This window comes from Sphingomonas sp. S2-65 (assembly GCF_021513175.1).
In the GTDB taxonomy this organism is placed as follows: Bacteria; Pseudomonadota; Alphaproteobacteria; order Sphingomonadales; family Sphingomonadaceae; genus Sphingomonas.
On sequence record NZ_CP090953.1, the window covers coordinates 859,483 to 885,599 of the forward strand.

Consider the following 26,117-nt stretch of genomic DNA (forward strand, 5'->3'; position numbering starts at 1 on the left):
GATGCGCCTCTCGCGGTTCTTCATCACGCGCCCGATCTTCGCGGCAGTTATTTCGGTGATCATCACGATCATCGGCGCGATCGCCTATCTGGCGCTGCCGATCTCCCAATATCCCGACATCGTGCCGCCTACGGTCACGGTCACCGCCAACTATCCCGGCGCGTCGGCCGAAACCGTTGCCGAGACCGTAGCCGCGCCGATCGAGCAGGAGATCAACGGCGTCGACGACATGCTCTACCAGTCGTCGCAATCGACCGGCGACGGCACGGTCACGATTACGGTGACCTTCAAGTCGGGCACGGATCTCGATTCCGCGCAGGTGCTGGTGCAGAACCGCGTCGCCGTCGCGGTTCCGCGGCTGCCGCAGGAAGTGCAGCGGCTCGGCGTGGTGACGCGCAAGACCACGCCGGACTTCCTGATGGTGGTCAACCTGATCTCTCCCGACAACTCGATCGACCGCAGCTACATCTCCAATTACGCGCTGACGCAGGTCAAGGATCGCCTCGCGCGGATCGAGGGCGTGGGTGACGTCCGGATGTTCGGCGCACGCGATTATGCGATGCGCGTGTGGATCGATCCAGGCCGCGCTGCGGCGCTGAACCTCACCGCGGGCGACATCGTCCAGGCGCTGCGTTCCCAGAACATCCAGGTCGCTGCCGGGACGCTCGGCCAAGCCGGTGCGACACCGACCGGCAACGCCTTTCAACTGAGCATCGAAACGCAAGGCCGCCTCAAGGATCCGAGCGAGTTCGGCCGGGTTGTCATCCGCACCGACGCCGACGGGCACCAGGTACGCGTGAGCGACGTTGCCCGTGTCGAGTTGGGCGCGGCCGATTACTCCTCCAACACGTATCTTTCGAACCAGCCGACCGTCATCCTGGCCGCGTTCCAGCGCCCCGGCTCCAACGCGCTCGCTGCCGCTCAGGCGATCGAGCACGAGATGGAGACGATCTCGAAGGACTTCCCCAAGGGACTGGAATATCGGGTCATCTACAATCCGACCGAGTTCATCGCTCAGTCGATCGACGCGGTCTATCACACATTGGGCGAGGCGATCCTGCTCGTCGTCCTGGTGGTCATCGTCTTCCTCCAGAAATGGCGCGCGGCGATCATCCCGGTGGTTGCGATCCCGGTCTCGCTGATCGGCACAATGGCCGTGCTGCTGCCGCTCGGCTATTCGCTTAACAATTTGTCGCTGTTCGGCCTGGTGCTGGCGATCGGCATCGTCGTCGACGACGCGATCGTCGTCGTGGAGAATGTCGAGCGTAATCTCGCAAAAGGCATGAGCCCGCTCGATGCGGCGCGCACCTCTATGGACGAAGTCTCTGGAGCGTTGGTCGCCATCGTGCTGGTGCTGCTCGCGGTGTTCCTGCCGACCCTGTTCCTCAACGGTCTGTCGGGTGCGTTCTACAAGCAGTTCGCCGTCACGATCTCGGCCGCCACTGCGATTTCGCTGCTGGTGTCGCTCACCCTTTCCCCTGCTCTGGCCGCGCTGTTGCTGCGCGGGCATGAAGGCGAGCCGAGGGGGCGGATCGGCCGTATCACGCAACGTGGGGCCGACATGTTCAACCGCGGTTTCGAGCGGATGAGCCATGGCTACTCACGCCTAACTCTCGCGCTTGTCACGCGTCCGAAGCGCATGATGGTCGCTTATGTCGGCCTGATCGCCGCGACGATCGCGATGTTCTGGGCCACCCCGGTCGGGTTCATACCGGCGCAGGATCAAGGCTATTTCCTGACCGTGATCCAGCTGCCGCCGGGCTCCTCGCTGGAGCGCACCGACGAAGTGATGCGCAAGGTCGTCGCGCGGATCCTGCCGATCAAGGGCGTCAAGGGGTCGGTCATGCTCGCCGGCTTTGATGGTCCGTCACAGACGCTCGCGCCCAACAGCGCCGCTGCCTATGTCCCGCTTCAGTCGTTCGAAGAGCGCAAGAAGCTGGGTGTCACCTACGCCGGCATCATGGACGAAGCGCGCAAGCGCACCGCCGACATCAACGAGGCGATGCTGCTCGTCGTGCCCCCGCCCCTTATCCAGGGTATCGGCTCTGCTGGCGGCTATCGCATGATGGTCGAAGACCGCAGCGAGCACGGCTACGAGGCCCTCGGCCAGACCGCGTTCGGGTTGATCGGCAAGGCCAATCAGACCGAAGGTCTTCAACAGATCTACACCTTCTTCAACACCGCGACGCCGCGGGTCTTCGCCGATATCGACCGGCGCAAGGCGGACATGCTCGGGGTGCCCCCAGAGCGCGTGTTCGAGGCGCTCAACGTCTATCTCGGCTCGGCGTTCGTGAACGACTTCAACATGCTCGGCCGCACCTACCGCGTGACCGCTCAAGCGGACGCGCCGTTCCGTGCCACCGAAGCGGACATCGCCAACCTCAAGACCCGCTCCAACTCCGGCGCGATGGTGCCGATCGGTTCGGTCTCGACCTTCGAGAACAAGACGGGGCCGTACCGCGTGACACGATACAACCTGTTCCCGGCCGTCGAAGTCGATGGCGACACCGCGCCGGGCTATAGCTCGGGCCGATCGCTGACGACCATGGAGAAGCTCGCGAGCGAGTTACCGCCCGGCTATGAGGCCGAGTGGACCGGCATCGCCTATCAGCAGAAAATGGCGGGAAGCACGGCGGGGCTGGTGTTCGGGTTGGCGGTGTTGTTCGTCTTCCTCGTACTGGCCGCGCAGTATGAAAGCCTGACCATGCCGCTCGCGATCATCCTGATCGTGCCGATGTGCCTGCTTGCGGCAATGGGTGGCGTGATGATCCGGGGGATGGACAACAACGTCCTTACCCAGATTGGCCTGGTCGTGCTGATCGCACTGGCAGCTAAAAACGCGATCCTCGTGGTCGAATTCGCCCGGCAGGCCGAGCTAGAGGATGGTCTATCACCAGTAGCAGCCGCAGTCCGTGCGGCGCATGACCGGCTGCGCCCGATCCTAATGACGTCGTTCGCCTTCATCCTCGGCGCAGTGCCGCTGCTGATCGCGACCGGTGCAGGTGCCGAGTTGCGCCAAGCGCTCGGCACGGCGGTGTTCTTCGGGATGATGGGCGTGACCGCGTTCGGCCTGCTCTTCACGCCGACCTTCTACGTCGTGTGTCGTGCCCTTGGCGATCGCCTCGCAAGCCGCCGTTCGCGCAAAGCGAATACCGGCCACGGCGACACTCAACTCCAGCCCGCTGAATAAGGAGGGCATGATGCGTATCATTCTTGCAACGACGTCGGCGCTGGCGCTTGCCGCCTGTGCCGCAGGCCCCGACTATGTCGCACCCAAGCCTCCCCAGACGGCAGGTGGGACATTTGTGGCCACCAACCCCGCGGTCACCGCAGAGGCAGTCCAAGGCGACTGGTGGCGGCTCTACCAAGATCCCGTGCTCGACCAACTTGTGGCCGATGCCCTGGCCGCGAACACCGACGTACGTGAAACGGTGGCCCGCATCGAACGCGCGCGCGCGTTGTTGCGCGGAGCCCGCGCCGACCGGCTTCCGCAGGCGAGCCTGGGTGCAGGCGCCAATTATGGACGACAGCCCGAAGCACAGCGGTTCCCCGGAGCCCCGCGCGAGAACTGGCAAGTCGATGTCGGGCTGGACGTCAGTTATGAGGCTGACCTGTTCGGGCGGCTCTCACGAGGGGTAGAGGCCACGCGAGGGGACCTGGACGCTGCGATCGCCGATGGAGATGCGGTGCGCGTCATCGTCGTGGCGGACACCACGCGCGCTTATGCCGACGCGGCTTCGGCCGCTGAACGTCTGCGCGTCGCCGAGCGCATCGTGCAATTGCTCGACAAGTCGCTCGACCTGACCGAGCGCCGTCGCAGCCTCGGCAGCGGAACGCGGCTGGATACGGCCCGGATCGGCGCCTTGCGGAACGAACGCCAGGCGCAGGTGCCGGCGCTAAGAGCCGAGCGGGACGCAGCGCTGTTCCGGCTGGCGATGCTTACGGGTCGCACGCCGGCCGAGCTGCCGCAGCTTGCGGCTGCGCGAACGACGACGCTCCGCCTGGATCAGCCGATCCCCGTCGGCGACGGTGCGGCCCTGCTAGCCCGTCGCCCCGACATTCGGGCCGCCGAGCGCCGGCTGGCGGCGGCAACCGCGCGCATCGGCGTAGCCACGGCCGACCTGTACCCGCGCATCACCCTTGGTGCGTCGGGCGGCTCCACAAGCACCACGTTCGGCGATGTTTTCGGCGCGGGACCTTTGCGGTGGCTGGTGGGCGGATTGATCAACTGGGCAGTCAATCCGGGACCCGCTCGTGCACGCGTCGCTGCAGCGGAAGCCGGCAGCAGGGAAGCGCTCGCCAGCTTCGATGGGACAGTGTTGCGCGCGTTGCAGGAGACCGAAACGGCATTGTCCGCGTACGGCAACGCACTCGAGCGCCGCACCGCGCTTCAAGCCGCGCGCAACGAAGCCGAGGCCGCAGTGAACATCGCGCGCGCGCGGCAGCGTGAGGGCGACATAGACTCGTTGGCGCTGCTCGATGCCGAGCGCACGTTCGCCGACGCCGAGGCGACCTTGGCGGCTGCGGACGCGTTCATCGCCGTCACCCAGATCGACCTGTTCCGGGCGCTCGGCGGCGGATGGCAAGCATGAAGGTGGTCGTGGCTTCCCCAAGGCCCGCCGGTGCGCGTCTACCGCAATCGCGCCTTGAGCAGCGGGCGGAACAGATAGTTCAGCACGCTGCGCTTGCCGGTGAGGAAATCTACTTCGGCCACCATCCCGGGATGATCGGCAGAATCTCACCTGAACCGGCATGATACCCTCCTCGCTGCAAGAGGAGGGTGTCGATTTCGTCATGCATCGCGGCAAGGTGGCGAAGGAACGATCCGGCGCCATGTGACGAAAAGCCTGGCCGCATAGAGGCGCGGCGGTGTGGGGCGTGCGGTGGGCACAAAAAAGCCGCCGCGGGGGTCCCGAGGCGGCTTGTGTTTGGTTGCGGGGACAGGATTTAGCGACGGTAATCTGAGCCCTCAAGTGATTGATGCTCAAGAATATTTCTCTCGCGCACGGCGGGGATACCCCCTCCTGTACCCCCACTTGGCCAGAGATGCGGTGAGACGCTCCAATACAGCGCTGATCTGAGACCAGCCACCTGCCCTGCACGAGCTAGCGGCTATTTTCAGACGTTGCTGCTCTCTCACGGTGAAAACACGAGTTCGATTCTCGTAGGGGTCACCATCGTCAAGCGGAAAATGGCAGAAAACCGCCACTCCGGACGATTTGACTGAAGTCGTCCCCACTTTTCGTCCCACATTTTCTCGCGGCTTCAGTGGCATGAATTGACATGCCGTCGGACAGCGTGTGCGATTTTTTCCCGCAGCTCGATATCTTCATCGACCGCTTTTAGGCCACTTACGGACTGACCGGTTGCAGCGTCCAAATGGACCGAAGCGGACGCTGGCCGGCGGAACTCAATCAGCGGGTCCTTGGTTCGAGCCCAAGTGCGTACACCACCTTTTCAATGACTTAACGCCCACTGCAGCCGCAGTCAGATGCCAAGGTAGCGCTTCAGGTAGCGGACGCCTTGCGACGCCCTGAGACGTTTCGTGCTGGATTGATGCGATCCCACAATTCTTCCCGGCTTTTGCGGAACGCAGCGGCATGCCTTGGCGCCCGCAAGCGCGCCTTCACCGCATGCCGTGCGACACGCCTCCTAGCCACGAGCGAGATTAGTTGACTGGATAGCAGAGGTTAGCAATCAGCTTGTGACCCGTGCGTTACTCATACAGGCACTCACGCCGCCGACCAGAGCGAAGGACAATGGCTTGACCGCCTCAAAATCGTTCGCGGTACAGAACTTTCGACACGAGGCAGGAGCCTTACTTCGGCAATGGCTTACGTCGGACGAGAGCGACGTGCTTGCATCGGTCGACCGGCTGGGGGCGCATGCGATATGGGCCGCCAGCGAAACGAGCGCTCGGCTGGATCGCAGCGTCGCCTCGCCTCGGTTTGCAGAGGGAATTCTGAAAAGCCTCCAGACCCTAGCGATGAATCTGAACGCACCGACCAAGCGCAATACGCGATCTTTGTTCGGGCGTGGCGAAGCGGACGAGGCAAACGTGCAACGTCGGATTGAGGCATTGGTCGAGAGCCTTGAGCGTGAGCGCGACACGGCTGCCCTATCGCTGATCACGATCGAGAGCGACAGCAAGAAGCTGCATGCCGCTGCTGAGGGACTCGACAACGTAGTAGCGCTGATCCGCGCTTGCGCTGTGATGGTCGAAGCGGCGGGACGCGAACTACGGTTTGATAGGCCGGACCGAGCCCGGTTTTTCAGTGAGACGGTGGCCGCGCGGCTGCTCGCGCGCGAGCGGGATGTCGTCACCCAAACCGCAGTGACGCAGCAGGGAATGCTCACGCTGCAATTACTGCTCGAAGGGCAGACTGCGCTTGCGCAAGCGCTGGGCCGCGCGCGTGACACCAGCATCGCTGCGCTGCGCACCGCACTCGCCACGCGGCGCGCGGTGGCGGAAAGCCAGGGCATAGCGCGCCAGGCCGATGCACTTGAGCGGACCGCACGGGCGGCCGGGGATGCTCCAGCGCGCGGTGATCTCCAGCGTGCCCTCGACGATGCGGTCGACCAGGCGCGCCGCGCGATCGACGCCGCGCGAGCGGCGCAGCGCGGCACTGCCCTCTAGCGCGAGTACGATTCGATGCTCTAGCGTGCGAACTAACGCATGCGAGTGGAAAATCGATTGGCTGGATTTCTGGACAGATTGGCCGGTTGGCTTAGTAGGCCGGTGCCCGCCGCGCCGACATCCGCGAGCAGCGCACCGCCCGTACCACAGATCTCCGCCGAGGATCCCCGACTGCCTGACGCGTCGCGCCTGCTAGTCGCGCGGCTGCTAGCGCTGGTTGCCGATATCGAAGCGCGAACCCAGGACGACGCGCTGATGGTTTCAGCGCTAACCGAAGTCCGCCAGATGCGCGACAGCCATCTGCCGCGGCTAATCGGCAGCTATGCCGAGATCCCAGCGAGCCATCGCGCCGAGATCTTCCGCACCACCGGCCGGTCGGCGAGCTACAACCTCAACCAGGGATTCGAGAAGATGATCGCGCGGCTCGAGACGCTGTCGCGCAGTCTGGCGCAGGAAGATATCGACAGCTTCGCCGACAATCTCCGCTTCATTGAGCACCGCTACGGCAAGGACGATCCGCTGCCTTAGGGCTCAGTCGAGCCGCATCGTCGGGGTCAGCCACACCGTGCCGTGCCCGTTGAACTGATAGACCAGCCCCTCACCACTGCGCCACGCGTTGCGCAGCCCGCGGACCAGCGGCCGCAGCTCGACCTGCAGCCCGGCCGAATACATCAGCATCAGATCGCCATCGACGATCAGTTCTTTCTGTCCGTCGAGCTCGATCACCTCGATCTCGTCGACCGGCACCGGGGCCTCGACGACGAACGCGCCCGCACCGGTCAGCTTGGGCTGCATCAGCCCGTTGCCCGAGAGGATGCCCTGCACCGAGCGATGGACGTGGGTGGAGACGGCAATGTTGGCGTCGCAGGCGTAGAAGGCGCCGTCATCGAGGATCAGCGAGTCTTGCGGTCCCTCCATCGCGGCGAGGATGAAGTGCTTTGTGGTGATTTCGGTCCACACTTCGCCATGCCCAGCATAGCGCGTCGCATAGGCGCTTTCGCCCGAACCCGCCGACGTCATCGCACGCTGGAAGAAGCCGCCAGCGCCGGCATTCTTCTGCATCTCCACCTGGAGCTTTCCATGGGCATATTGCAGCGCGCCCGGTTCGAGCAATGCGGCACCGCCGTCGAGTACAATCCGGACCTGGCGCGCCGTTGCGGCATGCGGCGGGTGGAGGTGGATCGCCGGGGCGCTGGCGCTGCCGCCCGTGGCTGCTGCCGGCGCCGCGACGGGCTTGCCGAGCGCATAGCTTTTACGCAGCAACTGATGGACCTCGAAGCGGACGCCGGCGCCCTGCTGCTCGTCGAGCTTGATGCGAAAATCGCTCACTGATCGGCTCCTGAAACAAGGCGCAAGGTCGAGGATATGGGATCGGTAACGCCATAGAGCGCGGCGCGGTCGAGCAGCCGCTTCGCCCAGGCGCGGTGCGTCGCCGGTTCGCACATCACGCCGTCACGCGCGAACACCGCGGGTGCGTCGTCGGCGAGCATCAGCTGCGCTTCCTCAACCTGCTCGGCCGGCACGGCAAGCGCGGACTGGATCACCGCAACTTGACCGGGGTGGATCGCCGTCTTGGTGAACAGGCCATGCTCGATATCGCGCGCGATCTCGTCGCGGAGCAGCGCGGCATCGGCGAATTGCTCGAGCACCGGCGCGCTGAGTGCGAACCCCCAAGGTGCGAAGCTCGCGACCAGACTGGCGATGATGCTGCCCAGCGGCCCCTCATACGCCGTGCGCCCCACCGTCCGGCGCAGCCCCATCGCGCGGAGAAGATCGTTGCCGCCGATCCGCAAGGCCAGGATGCGTTCCTGCACGCCTAGCAATTGGTCGCGGAGCCGGCGCATTTCGAACGGGTCGCACGCCTCGCGCGTCTCGAGCGTCGGCATCAGCCGGTGGCGATCGAGATAGGGCAAAGCCAGATAGGCGGGCATGGTATCGGCATGCGCCTTGGGCAGCACGAAGCCGTCGAGCCGCTCGGCACCGGGCATGCAAAGCACATGTTCGAGCATCGCCGCACTGCGCGGGCGTACGAATAACAGCGGATCGCCCGGCTGCGGCAGTCGCGCCGCCAGCGTGCGCAGGAAAGCGGAGAGGCGAGCCAGCGCAGCGGGCACATCGCGCTCGAGTACCGCGTCCTCAAGACACAGCACCGCCGAGCGCAGCCCCGCGATGCGCTGTGCGCCGAACAGTGCTTCGGCCAGGTCGTCGCGGGTGCACGGCATGTACAGCGTCGCGCCGAGCGCCAGCGCGGAAAGGCAACCGTCGTTCATGCGTCGTGCCCAAGGCTGCGGATGATCGCCACTGCGCGATAGCGCGAGGCGCCGTCGAGCGGCTCGACCGGGATCGCGTGCTCGGCAGCGAGATGCAGCAGATGCGCCACATCCGGATCGGTGCGATCGCGTACCAGCAGCCGTTCGGGCATGCGGCGCAGCAACGCGCGCGTCGATTCGGCGATGCCCGGCTTGACCCGGTTGCGATCGCGCGTCCCCGCGCGCGCCAGCAGCGCCTCGACCATCGCTTCGCACCCCTCGTTTAGCGCGCCGCGCCGTGCCGTGTGGCCTTCGATCGACTGCGGCGTCGCCGCGGCTGCGCGCGGCGCGATCTCGTCGACAAAGGCGCGCGACAGATCAGCATCGGCATATTGCGGATAGGTGACACAGGCGTGGAAATCGCCAGGCCCGACGACGTCGGCGTTGAGGATCGAGCGGCTGACCAGCCCCGAGACCACGCCGTTGAGCAGCCCCGAGGCGATCAGATAGTCGTCGTCGGTCGCGGCGATATCGGCCTGACCCGCCGGATCGGCGATCACCGCGAGTTCGGGCGCGAACCCGAACGACGGATCGGCGAGCGCGGCGCGCAGTTCGCCCGCGATCGCACCCTTGCCGGTCCAGCCATCGACGAACACCGCGTCGGCCGGATCGTGGCGTGCGGCGATGTGCGCGAGCGCGACCCGGTCGATCCCGCGATCCCGGATGATGCTCACCGAATAATGCGCGGCGCGGTGCCCCCAGGCGCGCAGCGTTCGCGCGAGCAGCACGCCGATCGGCGTACCCGCGCGCGCCAGCGAAACGATCACCACCTCGCGCCCCGGGCGGCGCGCGGCGAGATGCGCCGCGAGGTTGGCGACGTCCTGCGCTAGGCGCGCGCCGTTGCGTGCCAGCGCTTCGCGGTACAGCGCCAGATAGGCGGGCGTCGGCACGCGTTCGGGCGCGATCATCTCCGAATAATGGCGGCGGCCCGACTGGATCGCCGCTTCCTTGTCGGCGACGCAGGTTGCGGCCATCGCCACCGGCTTGAGCAGGAAGGTGACGTCATGGGAAGCGTAGCTGCCCGAAAACGGCGTGACCGGGCTAAGCATCAAACATGCCGCCCGCCAATTGCGACTGCGTCGGCATCATCGCGAAATCGCACAGCCCCATGAACGGCGCATCGGTGTGGCTGTCGCCGATTCCGATCACCGGCGCATCGGGGAAGCGCGCGCGCAGGCCGGGGAGGATGTGCGCGACGGCGTGGCGCTTACCGAGATAGGGCGGCATCAACGCGACGTTGTTGCCGTTGCGATGATCGGTCCAGCCTTGGGGTAGCGCCGGGACCGCGGCATTCACCACGGCGTACAACGCGCCGGCGTCAGTACCTGCGTGCTTGGCGAGCGTGTAGAGCGGCAGTTCGCCTTCAGTGAGCACGCGGGCGTTGATTGCGACTTGCCTTGCCCGCGCTTGGCTGACGATCGCGTCGGCAAACGCGGCGAGTTGCTCGGCAAAGGGCGCGGCGCGGGCGGCGATCGTTTCAGCCCAGCCGGCGTCGATCTCGCCCTCCGGGTCGAGCACCACCCCACCATGCGCGCACACTGCGGCGCGGAACGGGATGCGCGCGCGGCGCAACGCATCGAGGCTTCGCGCGGTGACCGGCACGAGATGCGTGGTCTCGGCCAGCCATTCGAGGAACTGCATCTGGCGCGGCGTCGCATAGCTGAGCGGCGCGCCGTCCTTGGCGAACCCCAAAGGAGTCAGCCGATCGACAGGCACGTCGTCCGGGCACTTACGCAGCGTCTGGAACAGCGTGTCGTCGAGATCGACCAGGGCAATGGCGCGAGTCATGCCCAGCCAACCAGCCGTGCGTCGAGCGCCGCGATCAATGCGGGGTCGATCGTCGCCGCCCCGGTTTCGTGCGCGATCCAATTGGCGCGACCATCGGCTGGATCGGCATTGTAGAGATAATTGGGCACGCCGGTTCCATAATTGTCGGTGAAGCAGAGCTTGGTCGCCATCGCCGCGCCGAGCCGCGCGGGGCTGCGGCTGGTCGCCTGGACGACGACATCGCGGCCCTCCCCCGCGAGCCGTTCGGCCAAGCGGAAGGGCAGATAGGTGAATTCGCCGGTGCCAGCGATGCGCAGGGGGCCCGACACTTCGGGCAGCGCGGTCACCGGCGGCGTCGCGATCGACGCGGCGAGCCCGAGCCGCCCGAAATTGCGGTGCGCGTCCATCCGGCCGAGCGACGCGGCGGCCATGTTGAACGCCGCGTCGGCCTGCGCCGTTTCGCCCTGCGTCCAATCGAGCCGCCCGCGGAGCAGCGCCGCGACCTGCGCCGGACGCGGCATGCGCGCCTGCCAGCCCTTGCCCACCGACCAATCGGTAAGCGTCGCGACGACGATCGCCTCGATCCCCGGCCAGGCCGCGACCAGCGCATCGGCGAGGTTGCACAAGGTCGTCCCGGTCGAGACTTCGTCGTCGACGAGCACCAGCGAGCGCGGCTCGGGCAGATCGGGGCGATAGATCAGATGCGCCGAGGCGTGGCTGTGCGGTTCCTCGAAGCGGCAGAGCAAGGGATGGTCGAGCTGCTGGCGGGTCGAATGGAGGAAGTGGATGTCGTCGCGGCCGGTCGCCGTGCGCAATTCCTCGTGCACCGTCTGACCGAGGCACACCGCAGTCTCGGCTAGGCCGATCACCATCACCGGGCCGGGAAGGTCGGCGGGGATTCGCGCGGCGAGATCGCGCACGCTGCGCCGCATGACCTGCGGCGTCGCCGGCAAATGCCGGCCGAGCACCCGCGACACCACCAGGAACCCGCGCTTCGGATTCTCGCGCGCGGCGAAGGCGCACAGGTCGTCGAGCGACCAAGCAGCCTCCTCGATCGCGATGTCGAGCCTGCCGGTGGGCAGCGCAATCGACCGCGAATCGGTCGCGGGGGTCAGCATTCGCAGGTGATCTTGGCGATGAAATCGCGCGCCTGTCGCACCACGGCGGCGCGGCCGACCGGCTGATCGGTCGTCCTCGCCATTTGCGGCTCGATCCCGAAGGCATCGAGGAAGCTGAGCATCATCGCGCCCTTGATCCCGAAATTGATGTTCTCGCCGCTGGCGCCGCGCTCCCGAATTCGCTCGAGATTGAGCGACGAGCAGACCAGCCCGACGAGATGCCCGGTCATGTCCAGGATCGGCCCGCCACTGTTGCCGCTGGCGATCGGTGCGGTGAACTGGAACACGCTGCTGTCGTTGCCAATGCCGCAGAGCGCGGCGATGTTGCCCGCGCTTGCCTGCGGCCCGGTGCCGAGCAGCCCCTGGAGCGGGAAGCCCAAGGCGACGATATCCTCACCCAGATGCAGCCCGACCTGCGGGCGGAATTGCGCGACGCCTGGCAGCACCGCGTCGACATGGAGCAGCGCCAGATCGTTGTGCGGATCGGAAAACACGGCCTGCGCCGGCAACTGGCGTCCGCCGACATGCACCACCACCGCCGACGCGCCATCGACGACATGCGCGTTGGTAAGAATGTGGTTGCGCTCGATCGCAACGCCGCTGCCGCTCGACGGCCCGCTGTTGCGCGGCGGCGAATCGCCATAGCCGGCACTCGGCTGGAGCCGCGGGATCAGCCGCACCACCCAGCCATGATCGATGCCATAGGCCGCCGCGATCGCGCTCAGCCCCATCGCGAAGCCCTGGCCGTTGGCCGCGATCCGCCAGGCGCCCTGGTGGCGATAGCATTCGACGAGGATCACCGCGGCATCGGCACGGCCACCCAGATCGGCGGCGAAGCGCAGCACGCTGGTCTCGATCGTGACGGTGCGGCCGATCGGCTGGTTGTCGCGATCGAACGCGATCAGCAGCAGCCGCTCGACACCGTCGGGCACCGACTCCAGGTCGATCCGCAGCCGGTTGGTCTCCTCGAAATGCGCCGCCGGGCGCATCTCGCGAGTGACGGCGTCGATCGGCGGGAAGCTTGGCGAGGTGCGCCTGTCCGAGCCGAGCCCGATCAGCGCGAGCGTCGGCCCATCGCCGGCGAGCGCGAAGACGGGAGCGCCGGCGATGGGTGCACGTTCGCCCGCAACGAGGTCACGCGGTGCGGGCATGGTGTGCCAAGATCAGATGTTCACGCCGAACGACTGGGCAAGCGGTCCGAGGCCGCCGGCAAAGCCCTGGCCGATCGCCTTGAACTTCCATTCGCCGCTGTGGCGATAGAGTTCGCCGAAGATCATCGCGGTCTCGGTCGAGGCGTCCTCGGACAGGTCGTAGCGCGCGATCTCGGTGCCGCCATCGGCGTTGAGCACGCGGATATAGGCGTTTGAGACCATGCCAAAATTCTGCTTGCGGCCGTCGGCCTCGTGGATCGTCACCGCGAAGCTGAGCTTCTGGATGTCGGCCGGCAGTTGGTCGAGCGTCACCGCCACGACTTCGTCGTCGCCGGCGCCCTCGCCGGTGGTGTTGTCGCCCTGGTGGACGACCGAGCCGTTGCCGCCGTTCTTGTTATTGTAGAACACGAAATCGGCGTCGGAGCGGACCTTGCCGCCCTCATTCAGCAGGAACACACTGGCGTCGAGGTCGAACCCGCTGCCGTCGGTGACGCGGGTATCCCAGCCGAGCCCGACGCGGACGCCCTTGAGGCCGGGGGCTTCCTTACTGAGGCTGACATTGCCGCCCTTGGAAAGAGAAACAGCCATTTGAAATCTCCCGTTGCCGGCAATCAGCCGATGCTGACGCCGTAATTGCGCGCGAGCGGTCCGAGCCCACCCTTATAGCCCTGCCCCACTGCGCGGAACTTCCACTCGCTATTGTGGCGATACACTTCGCCGAACACCATTGCGGTCTCGGTCGATGCATCCTCGGCGAGGTCGTAGCGCGAGATTTCGCGGCCGGTGGCGTCGTTGACGATGCGTATGAACGCGTTCGAGACCATGCCGAAGCTCTGGCGGCGGCTCTCGCCCTCGTGGATCGTTACGGCGATCGCGATCTTCTGGACGTCCTCCGGGACCCGAGTCAGCTCGACCTTGAGCGCCTCATCGTCGCCGTCGCCCTCGCCGGTGCGGTTGTCCCCGGTATGCTCGACCGAGCCGTCGCTCGAGCGGAGGTTGTTGTAGAAGATGAAGTCGCTGTCGCCGCGCACCTTGTCGCCGGTGGCAAGCAGGAACGCGCTGGCATCGAGATCGAAGTCCGCGCCATCGGTTGCGCGGGTATCCCAGCCCAGACCGATCAGGATCTTGCTAAGATTGGGTTCTTCCTTGGACAGGCTGACATTGCCGCCTTTGGACAGGCTTACCGACATGAGGGTCTCTCCTAGTTACAATCGTTTGAGATGTTCGCCGGTGGGAGCAATCGGATCCGCGTCCTCGAGCGGGACTTCGCCTTGTTCTTCGGCCCGGTTGCTGCGAAGCGATCCGACGAAGGCGAGGCCGATAAAGCCCGCGCCGATTAGGCCGGTCACTGTCTCGGGGATTTCGAAGCGCACCGACAGCAGCATGATCGCGGCCAGCGCGATGATCGCATAAAAGGCGCCGTGCTCGAGATAGCGATATTCGGTCAGCGTGCCCTTATCGACAAGCATCACCGTCATCGAGCGAACGAACATTGCGCCGATGCCCAGGCCTAATGCGATGATGAACAGATTGTTCGAAAGCGCGAACGCGCCGATCACTCCATCGAAAGAGAAGCTCGCGTCGAGCACCTCGAGATAGAGGAAGCCGGCAAGCCCCGACTTGGCGACGGTAGCCGTTACCGCGCCGGTTACATCGGCAGTTTCCTCTTCCTCTTCGCGCTCGAGCAATGCGCCCACCGCCTGGACCGCGATATAAGCGAGCAGGCCGAAGATGCCCGAGACGATGAAGGTCATCGCCTCTTCCGGATCAATCAGCCGCGAAATGCCATAGAGTGCGAGCAGCACCACCCCGATGGCAAGCCCCGAGACGCGCGAAAGGCTGGAGAACGGCCTCTCGATAAGCCCGATCCAGTGCGAATCCTTGTCCTCATCCAGGAAGAAGGTCAGCCCAACCATCGCCAAGAACGCGCCGCCGAAGCCGGAGATGCCGACATGCGCGCCGGTGATGATCCGCTCATAGGTCGTAGGCTCCGTCGCAGCGAGCATTACCGCATCGATCGGCCCCAGCTTCGCGGCGATTGCGACGATCGCCAGCGGAAAGACGATGCGCATCCCGAACACCGCGATCAGGATGCCCCAGGTCAGGAAGCGTCGACGCCAGACTGGATCCATGTCGCGCAGCACCGTAGCGTTGACCACGGCATTGTCGAACGACAGCGAGACCTCGAGCACGCCGAGCACCGCGACGATCCACAAGATGCCGAGTGTGCCGAGTATGTCGTGGGTGATCGTCCAGCCGAGCCATGCACCGAGCGCCAGGCAAAAGGCCGTGAACAGCAGTGATCCCTTATAATATTTGAGCAACTCAAACCCCCGTTTGCCGCACGCGACTTAATCCTTACGACCGGCGACCCAACGCAGGCCCCAGCCCAGTTTCTCGTCGAGCACCTGCTGGTCGCGGACATAATCGACGATCCGGGTGACCTTGAGCCGCCCCGCGTCATTCTCGATCAGCACGATACCGCACAGCCGGCGATCGTTCTGGCCCTCGGTCATCCGCACTTCGATCGGCGACTGATCGGGCATAGTGACGAGCACGACGCCATCGGTCGCTTGCCAATTGGGCACGCCCTCATAGATGTTGGCGAACACCGCGATGCGGCGGATCTGCGCCCATTGCGCTCCGTTGATCCGCATCGTCTCGCCCGCCGATACGTCGCCAGTGCGATCGTCGCCCGACAGCGCGATATGGGGCAATTGGTGGAACGAGCCGAACGCGTTGCCTAGCGCCTGGACCACGCCCTTGCGCCCGTCGGCGAGTTCGAACAAGCAGCCGAGATCGAGATCAATCGCATTGCCGCCGCCGAAGAACCCCTTCTTGCCGCGCGACCAATTGAGGTTGATCACGATCTCTCCGAAGCTCGATCCTTTCTTCTCGAGGCTAACCGTCTGGCCAGGCTTTTCGAGCGAAACCTTGCTCAGGTTGACTGGCGCAGCCGGCGGGGGGGCTGGCGCTGGTGGAGGCGGCGGGGGCGGGGGCGCCGCGGGCGCGTCCTCGGCAACGTCGATCCCGAACGAACGCGCGAGCGGCGCGAGGCCGCCGTTGAACCCTTGCCCGACCGCGCGGAACTTCCACTGGCCGTTGCGGCGATATAGCTCGCCAAACGTCATCGCCGCCTCGCTCGCGCCGGCGAGCGCGGGGCGGAAGCGGAGTTCCGTCGCGCCCCCGCGCGACGCCACGCCGATCTCGGCGCCATCGAGCAATGCCAGCGTCTGGCGCTTGGCCTGTGCCTCGTGGATCGTCGCGCAGAAGACGATCCGCTCGATCTCTGCGGGTAGCCGGCCGAGATCGACTTCGAACCCGCCCTTCCCTGTAGAGGCAACGAAGCGGATCCCGCCATTGCCGCCCTCGGGCTGGTTGTAGAACACCATGTCTGCGTCGCCGCGGACCTTGCCCGATGCTGTCAGCAGATAGGCCGATACGTCGGCATCAACGTCGGCGCCGGCGCTCCAGCCGACCGAGATGCTCAGCGCATCGCCCGGCACCGCCGCATTGCCACCCTGCTGGAGATCGGTCGCCATTACAGTGCTCCCAGGATCTGACCCATCATGTCCTGGAAGGTCTGGCCCGAGGTTCGCTCGCCGAGTGCCTTCATGTCCCAGCCATCGCCATTGCGCGTCAGCTTTGCCATCACCTGACCGGTATGCGATCCCGCGCCGGTGAGGTCGTAACGCGCCAGTTCCTTGCCATTGGTCGAATCGACGACCCGGCAATAGGCATTCTCGATCCGATCGAAGCTGTCGCCGGTGAAGCTGTTGACCGTGAACACCAGCGTCCGGACGTTCGCGGGAAGCCGGGTCAAGTCGACATTGATCGTCTCGTCGTCGCCATCGCCGGCGCCGGTACGGTTATCGCCGCTATGGACGATGCTGCCGTCGTCGCTGGCGAGCTGGCGAAACCAGACCTGATCGAGTAGGTTGCGGTCGGCGTCGAACAACAGGCACGAGGCGTCGAGATCGATGTCGCCGCCACCGCCGCCGAATATGCCGAGCAGCCCCTTGGCCTTGCGGACATCCCAACCAAGTCCCATCGCTACGCGCGTCAGCGTGCCCCCACCGGTCTTCTCCAGCCGAACCGACTGCCCTTTTTGCAGACTAACCATACAGATTTCCCCCCTTCGACATGCCGCAACATGCCGGTGCCAGACGATTATGACATTTCGGGCAGCAGTCGCAATAGCAACAAAGCATTCACTTTAATGCGGCTTTTTGATCGTACGGGTTTGACGGGCCGAAAACTTTTGCCCGATACGATGCGGCCGACTTCCCCAAGGGATACTTAAAAAGAATGAAGGTCGAAACTGACCGGCTGCTGTCCCTCCTCGACTATGTCGAAGCGGCCGAGCGCGATCGTCTACCGACGATCATCGACATGGCCGACTATCGTGGTTTCCGACGCAGCGGTGACGACGTCATCAAGCTGCCCGGCGTGCTGGTCAATGTCCGTGACGGCGACGACCATCTCTGGCTGAGCGTCGAGCGGCTTGTCCGTCGGCCGCCGCCGCACCCCGGCGACGCCGAACTACGCGCCTGGATCGACCTTGCCGACGACGTTACGATTGCGCCGAGTCTGCGTTCCGAGATCCCCAATGACGATCCCGTCGGTGAAGCGACGCGCCGGCTCGACGCGCATCCTGATCGGGCACGGCTCGATACACTGCTCGCCGGATTCGTCCGTGAGATTTGGTCGCCATGGGTCTTGGAAGAGAGGCCCCGCCGCCACGCCATCGACTTGTACAATGGGCTGTTCTCGCTTCGCCAGATGCTCGACGGCGGATCGGAGCAGCCGATCGAACTGGCCTGGGGGATCGGGATCGCGCGCTGGGGGCATCGCGGTGCCAAGCTGCACCACCCGCTGCTGGCGGTGGCGGTCGAGATTGCTATCAACGACCAGACTCACGCGATCGAAGTGCGTCCGCGCAGCGAATCGCCGCCCAGCATCGAAAGCGACCCGCTCGACGCGCTCGAAGCGCCTTCGGTGGACGAGTGGCGGCGGAGCACTCAGCGCCACCTCGACGCGCTCGAAGGCGATGGGCTCAGCCCGTTCGATGCCGAGAGTTTCGCACCAGTGCTGCGTCGAGCCGTCGCGTTGCTCGATCCCGACGGCCATTATCTCCCCGATTTGAGCGATCGCAGCCCGCCGACCGGCGACACGCTGCAGGTCGACAATCGCTGGGTGCTGATCCAGCGCACTCGCCGCGCGACTCAGTTGATGGATGATCTGCGCCGCTTCCGCGCGGCAATCGAGCAGATCGAGGATCCTGAGGCGCTTCCGCCCGCCGTGCGCGTGCTGCTCCAAGTCCCAGCGGACGCGACCGTTGCCGCCGAATATCCCAGCTATCGGGGCGTATCGACGATCCCGGGCGTCACCTCTTCAGACGGATCGGGTGAAGACCTGTTCTTTCCCAAGCCGTTCAACCGCGAGCAGGTCGAAGTGATCCAGCGCCTTGCGACGCGGCCCGGCGTGGTGGTCCAGGGTCCGCCGGGCACCGGCAAGACGCACACCATCGCCAACATCATCAGCCATTATCTGGCGCAGGGGAAGCGCGTGCTGGTGACCTCGCAAAAAGCGCCGCCGCTCAAAGTGCTGCGAGAGAAGCTTCCGGCCGCGGTGCGCCCGCTAGCGGTCAGCCTGGTCGAGAGCGATCGCGACGGGCTCCGGCAATTCCAAGAATCGGTCGACATCATCGCCGACCGTCTCCACCGCACCCGGCCTGCCGAGCTTGGCCGGCAGATCGCCGCACTCGACGCTCGCATCGAGGCGCTCCACCGCGGCCTCGCCACAATCGACCGCCAAGTCGAGGATATTGGCCGCGGATCGATGACCGCCGCGACGATCGACGGCGCGTCGGTCGAGCCCGCCGATGCGGCCCGGCGCGTGGTCGGCGCAGGCATGCTCGCCGAGTGGCTGTCCGATGCGATCGACGTCATCGCGTCGCACGAGCCTGAATTCGACGACGATGCCATCGTCCGGCTGCGCACCGCGCGCAAAACCGCGGGGGAGCGGCTCGTGGCGCTGAATATCGCGCCGCCGCCCGAGTCGCTGCCCGACGGCATCGCGCTGGTCGCGCTGCACCGCGATCTGGTCGAAGCCGACCGCATCGAGCAATCGACCGCACGCGCCGACGCGCTCGCCGATGGCGTGGCGATCGAAGCAGTCGCGGCAGGACGCGCGGAGCTCGACGCGGTCCGCAATCAGCTGGCGGTCGCGAGCGCAGCCCCCTTCGGATGGACCGCCGCGGCGCTCCAGCGCTGGCGCATGGACGACGACGATGCTGTGCTGAGCGCGCTAATCGGGCTCGACAACGAGATCGCCTCGGTCTCCGAGGAAGCCCGCTATTTCTTGGTGCGCCCGGTGCTGCTGACCGATAGCGCCGCGACCGACTCGGCATTGCGCGAAGCGATCAGCAAGCTCGCGCAAGGTGACGATCTGGGATTGTTCCAATCGCTTTTCGCGCGCCAATTAAAGACCCAGATCGCCGCTATTCGACTTTCAGGACGCGCACCCGCAGATGTTGCCGAATGGGCCGATGTAGACCGCTACCTCGCTGCACTCGACCAAGCCGACCGGCTGGCTGCGGCGTGGAATCATGTCAGTGTTCAAGCCGAGCTCGATCCCGCCACCGGAAATGGTCTGGGCATTGCCGAGGCCATGCGGCGGCAGCTCCAGCACCTAGCGACACTGCGAGACCTAGCGCATCGCGAGCGAGCGCTCCAGGCGTCGGTCGCGCGGCTACTGCCTGGCTGGCAGCGAGGTATCGCCGGCGATCCCGCCGCGGGCGACCGGCTTGCCGAGCTGCTCGATCGCCATCTTCGGCGCGGGCGGCTGGCGACTGCGGAAATCGAGCTTCGGCGGCTCACTACCCAGATTGCTGGCATCCAGGGCGAGGTGGGCGAGGAGTTGCGCGCAGCGGTGGCGACGATGCTCGGCCAGCCAAATACCGACGAGACGCTGCTAGACCAGCGCTGGGCAGCGGCGATTGCCGAAGGCGCGATGCTCCGCTCGCTCGCGCCGCACTTCGCCGAGATCCGCCACCTTGCGTCGCTGATTGAGGAAAGCGGCGCGCCGCAATGGGCGCAACGCCTGCGCAGCGAAGCCGTAACCGGAATCGAGGATCCGCTGACTCCGGGCGACTGGCGCGAACGCTGGACGCTGCGCCGGCTGTCAAGCTGGCTCAAGCGGATCGACCGGCACGAGCGCCTCGCCGCATTGGGCGCTGAGCGCAGCGACCATGAGGACCAGTTGCGCCGCGCCTATGAGGAGTCGATCGAGCTGCGGACCTGGTGCCGCCTCGCCGAGAAGGCCAGCGACCAAGTGCGTGCCGCGCTTGCCGCTTATGCCCAAGCGATGCGCAAGATCGGTCGCGGCACCGGCATCCGCGCCGGCCGCTACCGCCAGGATGCGCGCGCCGCCGCCGATCGCGCCAAGAACGCCCTGCCCTGCTGGATCATGCCGCATTACCGCGTATCCGAATCGCTGCCCGCCGAACTCGGGCTGTTCGACCTTGTGGTGATCGACGAAGCATCGCAGTCTACCGTCGCCGCCTTGCCGGCACTGCTCCGCGCCAAGCAGGTGCTGATCGTCGGCGATGATCGCCAGGTCAGCCCCGATGCCGGCTTCCGCGAGGAAGCCCGAATGAACCTGCTCGCCGAACGCCATTTACGCGGGCAAGTCGCTGATTATCGTGCAGCGCTGCGCGAGGAGAAATCGCTCTACGATCTGGGCACCGTGGTATTCGCTGGTGGCGCGATCTTGCTCAAGGAACATTTCCGCTGCGTCGGCCCGATCATCGAGTATTCGAAGGCGCAATTCTATGCGCACCAGCTAGTGCCGCTGCGGCTGCCCTCGGCATCGGAGCGGCTCGATCCGCCACTCGTCGATATCCTGGTCGAGGACGGCTATCGCAAGGGCAAGATCAATCCGCCCGAAGTTGATTGCATCGTCGACGCGATCAACCGCATCGCGGAGGATCCCGCGATGGTGTCGCGCTCGATCGGCGTCACCACCTTGCTCGGACAAGAACAGGCGGTCGCGATCCTCACGGCAATAGAGCACGTGCTGGGCGCCGATGTCATGCTGCGCCACGATATCCGGGTCGGCGAGCCCGCCGCCTTCCAGGGCGACGAGCGCGACATCATGTTCGTTTCGCTGGTCGCTGAGCGCGGCAGCAGCGGATTGTCGGGGTTGGGCTATGAGCAGCGATTCAACGTCGCCGCCTCCCGCGCGCGCGACCGGATGGTGCTGGTCCGTTCGGTCGAGATCGAGGATCTGCGCCCTACGGACAAGCTGCGCCGCAGCCTGATCGAGCATTTCCACGCGCCGTTTGCCGCCGAGAGCAGTCTGGCCGAGGATCGCCGCGCGAAGTGCGAATCGCCGTTCGAGCGCGAGATGTACGACCTACTCGTCGAGCGCGGGTATCGGGTCGACACGCAGGTGTCGGTGGGCAGCAAGCGCATCGATATGGTGGTTGAGGGCGGCATCGATTCCCGGCTCGCGATCGAATGCGACGGCGACCGCTATCATGGCCCCGAGCAATGGCCCGACGACATGGCCCGGCAGCGGATGCTCGAGCGCGCCGGCTGGACGGTATGGCGCTGCTTCGCCTCTCGCTTCGTGCGCGAGCGCCAAGCAGTAATCGACGAATTAGTCGCGGTACTCACAGCGCGAGGTATCGTACCCGAGATCGGGGAGAATCTTCCATCAAGTCGGCACACCGAACATCGTCGCTGGCGCAGCGTACCTGCGCAGAGCGAACCGGTACCCTATGCGTGGCTGGTGCCGGCTGACCCGTTCTAGTCTTCCGGCGCGATCAAGCGCACCAACAATCGCGAGACCGCCTTGGCATCTATACCGCTTAAAGAACGGCAAGCTCTAGGATCGCAGGGTGTCAGCCAGAGAGACAGGTATCGGGCGCTAAGCCAACACTACCCCTAGCGCCCAAGCCCACGTCCCCGCCCAAAGTCGATCCCATGATAAAATGCCAACTCCGCTCCGAGCCGGCGACTGGTATCGATCGTGATCCCAAGCTGCCTCTTTCGTGCGGCGAGTAGCGACTCCACCTGCGGATCACGTTCGAGGCTCTTCGCCATACCTGCCATCTCGCTTTGGATCGCTTTCCGGCGATCCACGTCACCCGCGACATAGGCGCGCTGCGATTGCTTCCGCAGCTTGTCCCAGCGTGCAACGAACTGGTCGGCGCGTCGCGCAGGGTCGGCCCGCATCTCGGCCACCAGTGCCATAGTGCGGATCGCCTGTTGTGGCCGTCCTTTTGCAGCCTCTTCGAGCATCGAACGATCGGCGTTGAACACGTTCTGCAGATCGCGCTTCGCGCCGGGGCGTAGACCCTCCATTTCAGCGACAGCCTTGTCGAGTGCTGCACGCTGATGCGGAAGCTCGGCATAGCCTTCGGTGCGCACGCGCAGGATGTCGGCAGCCGCGCGGGCAACGCGCACGACCGACCGTTCGAACGAGTTCAGTTCCGGCATATCCGGTGTGACGCGGAGCTTCAGCCCGGCAAAGCGGTTACGCACTGGCTGCGGCGCCTCGGCTCGTTCTGGAGCCGGATAATCGGCTACCATGTCCTTACCTCGCTCGCGCGATAGCGCCTGTGCCAATGCATGGCGGTCAGCAAAGTCGTCGCGACCATAATGCAAATCGACCCGTTCGCGATGCCGCGACAACGCGACATACGCCGCGTGCCGGCCAAGCCCGGGCGTCGCCAGCACATGGACACGGTCGACAGTTACTCCCTGCGCCTTGTGGACGGTCGCGGCGTAGCCATGATCGATGTTGGCGTAGTCCTTCACATCGAAGGCGACCGAGCGTCCGTCGTCGAGCAGCACTGCCATACGTGCCTGGTTCACCGACTGCACTTGGCCAAGCGTGCCGTTCTTCACGCCGAGGCCGCGCTCGTTGCGCAGGAACATCACCCGATCACCCGGCGCGAAGTCTCGCTTCCCGCGCTCGGTAGTGATCGTCACGTCTTCGCCCAGCGCGCCCGCGGCGTGCAGCCGGTCGCGTGCGGCGGCATTCAGCGCCCGCACTTCGTCATTACTGTGGGTGAGGATGATCCGCGAGGCCTCCGGCGCCTCTGAGCGATCCCGATCCCAGCGATCGATCAACTCGGCGCGTGCGACGTCGCGCGTCTCGGCAACGTGGATGCGGTCGTGCCGAGCATAGGCGCTGATCGCTTCCGCCGTTCGCTCGGTTGCGAGGTGGCGAGTGGCGTCCCGCTGCCAATCCTCGCGCTGGCGGCGGATCTCGGTGATCTCGATGCTGCCATGCCGCTCGGCAGTCGCCCGAAACGCGGCGCCGGCCTCGATCGCCTGCAACTGCTCGGTGTCGCCGACCAGCACCACTTTGGCGCCGCGCTTCTCCGCTTCGCTAAGCACACGCTCCATCTGGCGCGTACCGATCATGCCGGCTTCGTCGATCACCAGCACATCGCGATTGGTCAGCAGCTCGCGCCCCTCGGCCCATTGATGTTCCATGCTGGCGATGGTTCGCGACGCGATCCCCGAGCCGCTCTCCAGATTCTCGGCGGCAATGCCAGACAACGCCACACCACGCACCGAAAAGCCGGCACTCTCCCACGCTTCACGCGCGACGCCGAGCATCGCCGACTTGCCGGTGCCGGCATAGCCGATCACGACCCCGAGCCCCTGGCCCTTGGTGACATGGTCAAAGGCGCTGCGCTGCTCGCTCGACAGTACCAGCCCGCGCATCTCTGCGCGCACAAGGGCGAGCTTGCGATGCTGCTCGTGGATACCGTGTCGCCGTCCCGCCTCAAGCCGGACGGCGGCGCGCTCAAGCCGCTTCTCGGTCTCGACCATATCCCGGCTGGTGAAGCGATCCTGGCCGTGCCCATCCTTGCCGAGCGCGACCAATTCCGGCGACGCGCGCACCGCCGCCATCACGCGGTCGAACTGTTCCTTCCCCTCGCTGTGCCGATGCACGAACATGGCGAGGTCACGCGTCGTGAACGTCGCCTGGTTGTGGGTGATCGCGTCGAGCGCGATCCGCGGCTCGGCGATGATCTTCGCGCCGTTCGCTCGCGCGATCTCGCGATGCTCGTTGACGCGTTCGAGTTCGAGCCCCTTCGCCGCCATGCGCGACGCCGCCGGGCCGATCTTGTACTGCGGCTCGAGATCGATGCCCTGCGCTTCAAAGCTGCGATGATCGATGCGCGCATCGATATCGAGTTCAGCCAATCGCTGGTTGGCATGCTCGGCCCAGCGCTCGCGCCATTTCTCCAGCAGGTCGGTGCGGTTCCAGTCACGGTTCTTGTTGCCGAAGCCGTTCTCGTCGACATCGCGCAGGGTCAGCATGACATGGGCGTGCGGCTTGGGCTCGCCATCTGCGCCGGTGTCCCAGTGCACGTTGAGGTCGGCGATCATCCCGCGTGCTACGAACTCCCGTTCGACGAACTCGCGCGCCAGCCGGATGCCCTCGACCTGGTCCAGCTCGCGTGGAATGGCGAACTCCACCTCGCGCGATAGCTGCGCATCCTTGCGCAGCTCGGCCGCTTCAACCGCGTTCCAGAGCTTCTCCCGATCGGCGAGATGCTCGGCCGCGCCTTCCGGCAGCATCACTTCGGAGTGAACGACGCCGGCCTTGTTCGAGAAGTTGTGATGGCGATCGAGCCGCTCATCATAGAGTCGCGAAGCAGACCGGTATGCAGCGGACGCCAACGCCGACGATCCGTTGGCGCGGGAGATGATCTTCGCCGAGAAGTGGTAGATCGCCATGACGGCAATCCACTTACACTACACGAGCGACGTCGGCACGACGTATAAGCGCGCCCTCAAAAGATTTCATCTTCTTCGGGACGCCTTCGTCCCACGATGTTTCATGCTATTTATGCTGATCGTTCGCATCAATAACTAAGCTGCCCTCATCCCACAACTGAGGACGCGTCATGCGCAAACCACGCGACTACGAGTCGGAGCTGAAGGTGCTGGAACACAAAGCCCGACAACTGAATGAGCGCAAGCTGCACCAGCTGGGCGAACTGGTACTGGCAACCGGCGCGAACGCGCTGCCGGTCGAGCAACTAGCTGGCGCGCTGCTGAGCGCCGTCGAAAGCACGGACGCCGCAACCAAGGAGGGCTGGCGCAAGCGCGGCGCTGCCTTCTTTCAGGCGACACCACGCAGCACTCGACGCACTGACAAGAACAAGCATCCCAGCGTGCCGGACCAGAGCAGCGAGGTATCGGCTTCAGGTCAGGAACGCGCGTGACGACAAGCGAGCCTGGGTGGTGAAGCGACGCGAGCGCACGCGCCAGTTGATAGAGCTTGGCGGCCTAGTTGCAAAAGCCGGGCTGATCGACCTGACCGACGATGATCGCGCGGTGATCTTCGGCATTCTGGTGGCCGCCGCGGCGATGCTGCGGGGCAATGATCGAGAGCAGACCCTGACATCCTGGCGGCGCCGCGGGAAAAGAGCATTCGACCAAGCGGCGGACGATTGATCACCGGCATTATTGCACCGTCAACAAATAGTCCCCAGAGCGATGCGGCAGGATGAACAGCAAGCTTGCAACTTCATCGCAGCTGCTTGAACAGAAAGGTCGCGAAATGTCGGACGAGAACTCCCTGAACGCTGTCGAGCTTGCCACCGAACTGACGATCGCCTGGCTTGGCAATCAGAACAACCGCGTGGCTGCTGAGGATGTCCCTGCATTTCTGCGCAACATGCACGCGACCGTAAACGAGCTTGCCGGTGGTACTGCTGGCGCAACTGAAACGAGCGAGGAAGCCGAGCCGGAGGCCGAGTTCACACCGGCAGTGTCGGTGCGCAAGTCGCTCGCTTCGAAGGATCACATCATCTCGATGATCGACGGCAAGCCGTACAAGACGCTGCGCCGGCATCTCTCGACCAACGGTCTGACGCCGGAAGAGTATCGCGCGCGCTACAATCTCAAGCCCGATTACCCGATGGTCGCGCCGAGCTACTCGGAAGCGCGTCGAGCGATGGCGCACAAGATCGGCTTGGGCGCGAAGGGTCGTGCAGGGCGGAACACGCCGGCTCCTACTGCCACTCCGGCACCAGCGCCCGCGCGCAAGCCGCGCGCCAAAGCTCCGGCGAACGCCTAAACTTCGTCGCGCGCCGGGT

General features: G+C 65.4%; 20 protein-coding genes. 8 read left to right on the top strand and 12 right to left on the bottom strand.

Features of this window, described 5'->3' with window-relative positions; genetic code table 11:
* Position 1: 1 nt before the first annotated feature.
* From LZ586_RS04080 to LZ586_RS04095, 4 genes are all read left to right on the top strand, one after another.
* The gene (locus LZ586_RS04080; protein ID WP_235078397.1) at positions 2–3,190 is read left to right on the top strand and encodes an efflux RND transporter permease subunit; all 3,189 of its coding nucleotides are present in this window, start codon (positions 2–4) and stop codon (positions 3,188–3,190) included.
* A gap of 7 nt (positions 3,191–3,197) precedes the next feature.
* Positions 3,198–4,592 (top strand): efflux transporter outer membrane subunit, encoded by a 1,395-nt coding sequence (locus tag LZ586_RS04085; protein WP_235078398.1) that lies wholly within the window; start codon positions 3,198–3,200, stop codon positions 4,590–4,592.
* A gap of 1,394 nt (positions 4,593–5,986) precedes the next feature.
* Positions 5,987–6,637, top strand: coding sequence for a toxic anion resistance protein (locus tag LZ586_RS04090; protein WP_235078399.1), 651 nt, complete (start codon positions 5,987–5,989; stop codon positions 6,635–6,637).
* 78 nt (positions 6,638–6,715) lie between these two features.
* Positions 6,716–7,165 (top strand): hypothetical protein, encoded by a 450-nt coding sequence (locus tag LZ586_RS04095; protein ID WP_235078400.1) that lies wholly within the window; start codon positions 6,716–6,718, stop codon positions 7,163–7,165.
* 3 nt (positions 7,166–7,168) lie between these two features.
* Here the strand turns inward: LZ586_RS04095 and LZ586_RS04100 are convergent, their stop codons facing one another.
* The 11 genes from LZ586_RS04100 to LZ586_RS04150 are packed head-to-tail and all read right to left on the bottom strand — an operon-like array spanning position 7,169 to position 17,105.
* On the bottom strand, positions 7,169–7,966 hold the full coding sequence (locus LZ586_RS04100) for an AIM24 family protein (RefSeq protein WP_235078401.1): 798 nt from the start codon (positions 7,964–7,966) through the stop codon (positions 7,169–7,171).
* Positions 7,963–8,907, bottom strand: coding sequence for an HpcH/HpaI aldolase/citrate lyase family protein (locus LZ586_RS04105; protein ID WP_235078402.1), 945 nt, complete (start codon positions 8,905–8,907; stop codon positions 7,963–7,965). Before LZ586_RS04105 ends, LZ586_RS04100 begins: the two co-directional genes overlap by 4 nt.
* The gene (locus LZ586_RS04110; protein WP_235078403.1) at positions 8,904–9,995 is read right to left on the bottom strand and encodes a cysteine protease StiP domain-containing protein; all 1,092 of its coding nucleotides are present in this window, start codon (positions 9,993–9,995) and stop codon (positions 8,904–8,906) included. Before LZ586_RS04110 ends, LZ586_RS04105 begins: the two co-directional genes overlap by 4 nt.
* Positions 9,988–10,734, bottom strand: coding sequence for a hypothetical protein (locus LZ586_RS04115; protein WP_235078404.1), 747 nt, complete (start codon positions 10,732–10,734; stop codon positions 9,988–9,990). Before LZ586_RS04115 ends, LZ586_RS04110 begins: the two co-directional genes overlap by 8 nt.
* On the bottom strand, positions 10,731–11,831 hold the full coding sequence (locus LZ586_RS04120) for a phosphoribosyltransferase domain-containing protein (RefSeq protein WP_235078405.1): 1,101 nt from the start codon (positions 11,829–11,831) through the stop codon (positions 10,731–10,733). Before LZ586_RS04120 ends, LZ586_RS04115 begins: the two co-directional genes overlap by 4 nt.
* Complete coding sequence (locus LZ586_RS04125; RefSeq protein ID WP_235078406.1) at positions 11,825–12,982, bottom strand: trypsin-like peptidase domain-containing protein; 1,158 nt, start codon at positions 12,980–12,982, stop codon at positions 11,825–11,827. Before LZ586_RS04125 ends, LZ586_RS04120 begins: the two co-directional genes overlap by 7 nt.
* A 12-nt stretch (positions 12,983–12,994) precedes the next feature.
* Positions 12,995–13,570, bottom strand: a complete 576-nt coding sequence (locus LZ586_RS04130) for a TerD family protein (protein WP_235078407.1) — start codon at positions 13,568–13,570, stop codon at positions 12,995–12,997.
* A gap of 23 nt (positions 13,571–13,593) precedes the next feature.
* The gene (locus LZ586_RS04135) at positions 13,594–14,172 is read right to left on the bottom strand and encodes a TerD family protein (protein WP_235078408.1); all 579 of its coding nucleotides are present in this window, start codon (positions 14,170–14,172) and stop codon (positions 13,594–13,596) included.
* A 15-nt stretch (positions 14,173–14,187) separates the two neighbouring features.
* The gene (locus LZ586_RS04140) at positions 14,188–15,306 is read right to left on the bottom strand and encodes a DUF475 domain-containing protein (RefSeq protein WP_235078409.1); all 1,119 of its coding nucleotides are present in this window, start codon (positions 15,304–15,306) and stop codon (positions 14,188–14,190) included.
* Between the two features lie 27 nt (positions 15,307–15,333).
* On the bottom strand, positions 15,334–16,524 hold the full coding sequence (locus LZ586_RS04145) for a TerD family protein (RefSeq protein WP_235078410.1): 1,191 nt from the start codon (positions 16,522–16,524) through the stop codon (positions 15,334–15,336).
* Entirely contained in the window at positions 16,524–17,105 is a 582-nt protein-coding gene (locus LZ586_RS04150; protein WP_235078411.1) for a TerD family protein, read from the bottom strand. Before LZ586_RS04150 ends, LZ586_RS04145 begins: the two co-directional genes overlap by 1 nt.
* A 185-nt stretch (positions 17,106–17,290) precedes the next feature.
* Between LZ586_RS04150 and LZ586_RS04155 the strand changes: the two genes are divergently transcribed.
* A complete protein-coding gene (locus tag LZ586_RS04155) occupies positions 17,291–21,799 on the top strand; it encodes an AAA domain-containing protein (protein ID WP_235078412.1) in 4,509 nt (1,502 codons plus the stop codon).
* Positions 21,800–21,933: 134 nt separating this feature from the next.
* Here LZ586_RS04155 and traA read toward each other — a convergent pair whose 3' ends face one another.
* Positions 21,934–24,750, bottom strand: coding sequence for a Ti-type conjugative transfer relaxase TraA (gene traA / locus LZ586_RS04160; protein ID WP_235078413.1), 2,817 nt, complete (start codon positions 24,748–24,750; stop codon positions 21,934–21,936).
* Positions 24,751–24,920: 170 nt separating this feature from the next.
* Between traA and LZ586_RS04165 the strand changes: the two genes are divergently transcribed.
* The 3 genes from LZ586_RS04165 (at position 24,921) to LZ586_RS04175 (ending at position 26,098) form a co-directional block, all read left to right on the top strand.
* The gene (locus LZ586_RS04165; protein WP_235078414.1) at positions 24,921–25,241 is read left to right on the top strand and encodes a conjugal transfer protein TraD; all 321 of its coding nucleotides are present in this window, start codon (positions 24,921–24,923) and stop codon (positions 25,239–25,241) included.
* A gap of 19 nt (positions 25,242–25,260) precedes the next feature.
* Positions 25,261–25,473, top strand: coding sequence for a conjugal transfer protein TraD (locus LZ586_RS04170; RefSeq protein ID WP_235078415.1), 213 nt, complete (start codon positions 25,261–25,263; stop codon positions 25,471–25,473).
* Positions 25,474–25,579: 106 nt separating this feature from the next.
* The gene (locus tag LZ586_RS04175; protein ID WP_235078416.1) at positions 25,580–26,098 is read left to right on the top strand and encodes a MucR family transcriptional regulator; all 519 of its coding nucleotides are present in this window, start codon (positions 25,580–25,582) and stop codon (positions 26,096–26,098) included.
* Positions 26,099–26,117: the final 19 nt, after the last annotated feature.

Bases quoted from the DNA above. Each gene is read 5' to 3' on its own strand.
- LZ586_RS04135 (WP_235078408.1), bottom strand. From the start codon at position 14,172: ATGTCGGTAAGCCTGTCCAAAGGCGGCAATGTCAGCCTGTCCAAGGAA.
- LZ586_RS04125 (WP_235078406.1), bottom strand. From the start codon at position 12,982: ATGCCCGCACCGCGTGACCTCGTTGCGGGCGAACGTGCACCCATCGCC.
- LZ586_RS04150 (WP_235078411.1), bottom strand. From the start codon at position 17,105: ATGGTTAGTCTGCAAAAAGGGCAGTCGGTTCGGCTGGAGAAGACCGGT.
- LZ586_RS04145 (WP_235078410.1), bottom strand. From the start codon at position 16,524: ATGGCGACCGATCTCCAGCAGGGTGGCAATGCGGCGGTGCCGGGCGAT.
- LZ586_RS04115 (WP_235078404.1), bottom strand. From the start codon at position 10,734: ATGACTCGCGCCATTGCCCTGGTCGATCTCGACGACACGCTGTTCCAG.
- LZ586_RS04110 (WP_235078403.1), bottom strand. From the start codon at position 9,995: ATGCTTAGCCCGGTCACGCCGTTTTCGGGCAGCTACGCTTCCCATGAC.
- LZ586_RS04085 (WP_235078398.1), top strand. From the start codon at position 3,198: ATGATGCGTATCATTCTTGCAACGACGTCGGCGCTGGCGCTTGCCGCC.
- LZ586_RS04130 (WP_235078407.1), bottom strand. From the start codon at position 13,570: ATGGCTGTTTCTCTTTCCAAGGGCGGCAATGTCAGCCTCAGTAAGGAA.
- traA (WP_235078413.1), bottom strand. From the start codon at position 24,750: ATGGCGATCTACCACTTCTCGGCGAAGATCATCTCCCGCGCCAACGGA.
- LZ586_RS04175 (WP_235078416.1), top strand. From the start codon at position 25,580: ATGTCGGACGAGAACTCCCTGAACGCTGTCGAGCTTGCCACCGAACTG.
- LZ586_RS04080 (WP_235078397.1), top strand. From the start codon at position 2: ATGCGCCTCTCGCGGTTCTTCATCACGCGCCCGATCTTCGCGGCAGTT.
- LZ586_RS04120 (WP_235078405.1), bottom strand. From the start codon at position 11,831: ATGCTGACCCCCGCGACCGATTCGCGGTCGATTGCGCTGCCCACCGGC.
- LZ586_RS04090 (WP_235078399.1), top strand. From the start codon at position 5,987: ATGAATCTGAACGCACCGACCAAGCGCAATACGCGATCTTTGTTCGGG.
- LZ586_RS04155 (WP_235078412.1), top strand. From the start codon at position 17,291: ATGAAGGTCGAAACTGACCGGCTGCTGTCCCTCCTCGACTATGTCGAA.
- LZ586_RS04105 (WP_235078402.1), bottom strand. From the start codon at position 8,907: ATGAACGACGGTTGCCTTTCCGCGCTGGCGCTCGGCGCGACGCTGTAC.
- LZ586_RS04165 (WP_235078414.1), top strand. From the start codon at position 24,921: ATGCGCAAACCACGCGACTACGAGTCGGAGCTGAAGGTGCTGGAACAC.